At 54.8% G+C, this 5,743-nt stretch carries 3 protein-coding genes and 1 riboswitch; of the genes, 2 read left to right on the top strand and 1 reads right to left on the bottom strand.

Annotated features, from left to right (window positions below; genetic code table 11):
- Window positions 1-69: 69 nt before the first annotated feature.
- Complete coding sequence (locus VU18_RS04085; RefSeq protein WP_021321685.1) at window positions 70-1,764, bottom strand: M3 family oligoendopeptidase; 1,695 nt, start codon at window positions 1,762-1,764, stop codon at window positions 70-72.
- A gap of 469 nt (window positions 1,765-2,233) precedes the next feature.
- A riboswitch (Lysine riboswitch) is annotated at window positions 2,234-2,414 on the top strand.
- Between the two features lie 76 nt (window positions 2,415-2,490).
- Here VU18_RS04085 and VU18_RS04075 point away from each other — a divergent pair.
- Complete coding sequence (locus VU18_RS04075; RefSeq protein WP_014195281.1) at window positions 2,491-3,915, top strand: amino acid permease; 1,425 nt, start codon at window positions 2,491-2,493, stop codon at window positions 3,913-3,915.
- A gap of 122 nt (window positions 3,916-4,037) precedes the next feature.
- The coding region (locus VU18_RS04070) for a S9 family peptidase (protein WP_082218522.1) at window positions 4,038-5,743 on the top strand (1,706 nt) is incomplete at its 3' end.

Raw genomic sequence — 5,743 nt, 5'->3', positions numbered from 1 at the left:
GTCTTCTCGGCGCGAGATGATAAAGAAAAGCAGGGCGGTGCTGTTCCCGCCCGCCTTCTTTGCTTCTTTTTACAAGGCTTTGTCATCGACGCTGTCCAACCACCGCTCGATATGGCCGACGACCGAAGCGACCGCCCCGTCAGCAAACGGCGACTTTAGGTTGGCGCTTTTGACGAGCTCAGTAAACGGCCGGCTGCCGCCCAATCGGCAAAGCGCCACATAGTCGCGCCAGGCTGATTCCCGGTCTTCCTGCGCCCGCTTCCAAAACTGGAACGCGCACACTTGCGCCAATGTATAATCAATGTAATAAAACGGATCGGTGTAAATATGCCCTTGCCGCTGCCAAAACCCGCCGCGCTCAAGGTAGTCATGGCCGGCATAGTCTCTTGTCGGCAAATACGCTTTTTCGATGCTGCGCCAGACACTCTTCCGCTCCGCTGGCGTCATATCCGGGTTCTCGTAGACCGCGTGCTGAAATTCATCGACCGCCACGCCGTACGGCAAAAACAAGAGCGCGTCGCTCAAATGGGCGAACCGGTATTTGTCGGCGTCGTCGGCGAAAAACAGCTCCATCCACGGCCAGGTGAAAAACTCCATGCTCATCGAATGGATTTCACACGCCTCAAGCGTCGGCCAGTTGTATTCCGGAATGTCGTAATGACGGCTTTCATACACTTGGAACGCATGTCCGGCTTCATGGGTCAATACGTCAATGTCGCCGGATGTGCCGGTAAAGTTCGAGAAAATAAACGGCGCCTTGTAATCATCGATATACGTGCAATAGCCGCCGCCCGCCTTCCCTTTTTTGGCGACGAGGTCCATCAATTCGTGTTCGACCATATAGCGGAAAAACTCGCCGGTTTCCGGCGACAGCTCTTCATACATGCGCCGGCCGTTGTCAACAATCCAAGCGGCGTCCCCTTTTGGCGCCGGGTTGCCGGTTGGAAACATAAACGGTTCGTCGTAATAGTAGAGCTTCTCGACCTTGATGCGCTGCCGCTGGCGCTCGCGCAGCTTGGACGCGAGCGGGACGATGTGCGTTTTTACCTGCTGGCGATAGCCTGCAACCATGTCGGCATTGTAATCGGTCCGTCCTAAACGGGCATAGCCGAGCTCAACAAAGTTTTGGAACCCAAGCTTCCGGGCGATCGCTGTGCGGACGTGGACGAGCTCATCATACAGCTCATCGAGCTCTTTTTCGTGGTCCGTGAAAAACGAAAACCGCGCTTCGCTCGCCCGTTGGCGCATCGTGCGGTCCGGCGACTCGACAAACGGCTGCAGCTGGGCGAGCGTCCGCTCCTCTCCTTCAAACATGATTTTCGCCGATGCAATGAGCTTCGTATATTCGCTGGCCAGCTTGTTTTCTTTTTGCAAGTCTTCGACAACCGCCGGCGCGTATGTTTTCAGTTGCGTTTCCGCCAACGCAAACAGCTGTTTTCCCCACACTTGTTCCAATTCAGCGCGGAACGGCGAGGAAACAAGCGCGCGGTAATAATCGTTGACGAGCCCCTTGACGACCGGCTCGGTTTCATCGAAAAAGTCCTGTTCTTGTTTATAAAATTCATCGTTTGTATCAATCGTATGGCGGATGTGGCAAAGGTTCGCCATCGTGCTGTAGCGGCGGCGCAGTGCATTGATCCGCTTCATCGCCTCGTGCTGCAAGGCGGCGCTCCCGGCACGGCGGAACGAATCAAGCGCTTCTTGAAACGATGCTTGCAATTGAGCGATGTCCGGCCGCTCGTAACGAAATTCGGAAAACTTCATGCTCTGTCCCTTCTTTCCTTTCATTTTTACATTTTTTCATCACTCAGCCGACCTACTGTTTATTCGCCATGAATCCTCAAAATCCTTCTCGATTTCCTATTCTCTGGGTTCATCACCACAAATTATACTAATCATTTCACTCATATTTCGCAACCTTTGAGAAACAGCTAACATACTTTAATGGCTAGTGCAAGTACATCTTTTAGTTTTTAGTGATGAACCATTCTCTGAACAAATTTCCATTTTATTTCCTCATAGAAAAAGAAGGCAACTATCATGATCTTGATCTTCGCAACCATTTCTATTTTTCAAAAACAAATCATATTCCCATTCGCGCCCTCTTCCCCCTAGAAATAGCGGCCATGGATTGGGAATCTCGTCCCATCTTCTGTATTTCCCAAAAACATATTGACGATTTTTGTCGAATCAGGTAAGATAGTGTCGGCAACCATATACCCCCTCTCCACTTCAATGGGATAGAGGTTGCGGTGAACAAAAGTAGCGCTGCCGAGGCTCGGAGCGGTCCATGACGCAGCGGGAAAGGGTTCACCGCCGAAGTTTGCGGCGCGCTCCGGCGGCGCAAGCTGGGCCTGCGGCCGAACAGGCGCAGGACTGCCATCGCCCTTGGGCGATGGAGCGCTATCGCCATTCAGTTGGATGCGAATCGATCATGCACCCGCTGAAAAGGCGCGGGTGCTTTCTTTTTTCGAAAGGAGCGTTTTGACCTTGGATCAGCAACGAAAACTTGGCATTTGGGTGTTAACCGCGCTTGTCGTGGGCAATATGGTCGGATCCGGCATTTTTATGCTGCCGCGCTCGTTGGCGGAGGCGGCGAGCCCCATCGGCGTCATGTTCGCCTGGCTGCTGACCGGAGCCGGTGTCCTCATGACGGCGCTTGTGTTTGGCAACTTGGCAATCCGCAAGCCCGACTTAGGCGGCGGTCCGCAAATTTACGCGAAGGAGCTGTTTCCGAAAGGTTCGAACTTGTCGATTTTATCCGGCTTTATGTCATCATGGGGCTACTGGGTCGGCAACTTTGCCGGCAACGTCGCGATCATTACAACATTTGCAAGCTACTTGTCGACGTTTTTCCCGGTGCTGACAAGCGGCCAAACGGTGTTCACCGCCGGGTCGTTCACCTTGAAGCTTGGGAACTTGTTGACGTTTCTCGTCTGCACGGCGCTCCTTTGGGGGATGCATATCATCATTTTGCGCGGTGTAGAAGGCGCTGGCAAGCTGAATTTTGTCGCCACCGCGGCCAAAGTGCTTGGCTTTTTCCTATTTATCGTCATCGCCTTGTTTGCCTTTGACAAAGCGGTCATCGGCCCGCTTGATGCCCCTCGCTATGACGGGAACGGACAGCCGATCGGTTTGCTTGGACAAATCAACAACGCCGCTTTATCGACACTCTGGGCGTTTGTCGGCGTTGAATCGGCGATGGTGTTCGCTTCCCGCGCGCGCAAACAAGCGGACGTAAAACGGGCGACGATCGCCGGCCTGCTCATCGCCTTAGCCATTTACATCGGCATCAGCTTTTTGGTGATGGGCGTCTTGCCGCAACGCGAACTGATTCAATCGGAAAAACCGCTCGTGGACGCCATCAATGCCATCGTCGGACCGGCGGGCGGCTACGTGTTGGCTGGCCTTGGGCTGATCAGCTTGCTTGGCTCGACGCTCGGCTGGATCTTGTTGAGCGCCGAAGTGCCGTACCAGGCGGCGAAACAAGGGATGTTTTTGCCGGTTTTTTTGAAGGAAAACAGAAAAGGGGCACCGAGCTTCTCGCTCACATTGTCAAACGCGCTGGCGCAATTGTTCATTTTCTCGACCATTTCCAACTCGATGGCAACAGCGTTTGACTTCGTCATTTACATCGCCACGCTCGCTTATCTCGTTCCATATTTGATTGCTTCCGTCTTCCAGCTGAAGCTCACGCTCACGGGGGAAACGTATGCGGCAGGACGGGAGCGGCTCGCTGACGGCATCGTTGCGGCGCTGGCAACATTGTATTCCGTCTGGGTCGTCATCGCCGGGACGGCGGATATGAAAACGTTCCTGCTGGGCGTTGCCTTGCTGGCAAGCGGCGTGATCTTCTACCCGCAGGTGAAAAAGGCAGCGCAGCAGGCAAATGAAAAACAAAAACTGTCGGCATAGCTAAAAAACGGACGCCTATCGTTTGGGCGTTCGTTTTTTTCTGTTTTGGGGCAGGATCTTTTCTTTCGTAAGACGAAATATACAAGATGGTTCCATTTTTGAAGGAAAGAGAGGTCTTGCTGATGAACAACAACGAGCACCTGACGAAACGCCGCGGCATGACGGCGGAAGATTTGCTTCGCCTCCGCTCGGTGCGCGACCCGCACTACGCGCCGGACGGAACGCGCGTCGTGTTTGTGGAAAAATCGATCGACGAAGAAAACCAATACCGCTCCCATCTATCTATGTGGACGGAAGACGGCGCCGTCCGTCCATGGACGTTCGGGCGCTGTCGCGACACGAAGCCGCGCTTTTCCCCGGACGGCGAAACGATCGCCTTTTTGTCTGACCGCTCGGGGCGTGTGCAGCTTTGGCTGCTGCCTGCCAATGGCGGCGAAGCGCGCCAGCTGACGTTTTTCAAAAACGGCGTGCGCGATTACGTCTGGTCGCCGGATGGAACGTTTCTCATCGCCCTAACGACGCTTGGCGATGATGAAACGATTGAAGACCGCGAAGAACCGGAAAAGGCAGAAGTGAAGCGAACCGACCTGAAACCGCGCGTTGTCGAGCGGCTGTATTACAAATCGGATGCGGCTGGTTTTCTTGACGGCAAACGGGCGGTGCTCGCGCGCATCGATGTGCTGTCAGGAAAAATCGAAGCGTTGACGGGCCGCGAGGAAGAAATCGGTTCGTTTGCCGTTTCGCCAAACGGACGGACGCTCGCCTTTGTCGCCAACCGAAACGAGGATCCGGACACCACCTTTACCCGCGACATCATTTTGCTCGATCTCGAGAAAAAAACAGAAACGAACTTGACGAACGGCTGCGGCGCGTTCGCTTCACTCGCCTGGTCGCCGGACGGAATGAAGCTCGCGGCCATCGGCCATGATTTGGCTTATCTTGGGGCGACGCTTCACCAGCTTTACGTCTTTGAGCCGGAACGTGGAACGAAGCGGGTGTTGACCGCCGACTGGGACGTCCATCTCGGTGACACCATGGTCGGCGACATGCACGCTGATGCGAAAGGCCCGGGCCCGATTTGGGCGAGCGACGGAAGCGGCCTGTATGTCACCGCCTCAGAGCGCGGACGCGTCAAGGCATATTTCGTCTCGCTCGCCGGCCCGATCGTTCCAGTGGTCGAAGGAGATTTTCATCTATACGGATTCACCGTCCATCCGAATGGACGGCAAGCCGTCGCCGCCATCAGCTCGCCTACGTCCGTTGGCGATTTATATGCGGTCTCGCTTGCCGATGGAACGAAAACACGGCTTACGCGTGCCAATGAAGCGCTTGAACATGAAGTGGCCTTCGCCGCTGCCGAACCGTTTACGTATCGATCGGCGGACGGTTTGGAGATTCAAGGCTGGATCGTCAACTACCCCCACTTAGCTGCGCGAAATAGGATGAAACCGCCTGAGCTTGACGAAGGGGAAAAGGCGCCGCTTGTCGTCGAAATTCACGGCGGGCCGCATGCGATGTATGGATTTACGTTTTTCCATGAATTGCAGCTGCTCGCTTCATCCGGTTATGCCGTGCTGTTTACGAACCCGCGCGGCAGCCACGGATACGGCCAGTCGTTTGTCAATGCGGTGCGCGGCGACTATGGCGGCATGGATTATGAAGACATTATGGCTGGCGTCGACGCCGCCATCAGCAAGTTCGACTTTATTGACAAAGAACGGCTTGGCGTCACCGGCGGCAGCTACGGCGGATTTATGACGAACTGGATCGTTGGGCATACCGACCGATTCAAAGCGGCTGTCACTCAACCCCGAGTTCGACAGTTTTG

The organism is Geobacillus sp. ZGt-1, from assembly GCF_001026865.1.
Classification (GTDB): Bacteria; Bacillota; Bacilli; order Bacillales; family Anoxybacillaceae; genus Geobacillus; species Geobacillus thermoleovorans.
This window is presented reverse-complemented; position numbering and strand designations above follow the sequence as displayed.

Coding starts and splice junctions, on each gene's coding strand:
- VU18_RS04085 (WP_021321685.1), bottom strand. CDS start 1,764: ATGAAGTTTTCCGAATTTCGTTACGAGCGGCCGGACATCGCTCAATTG.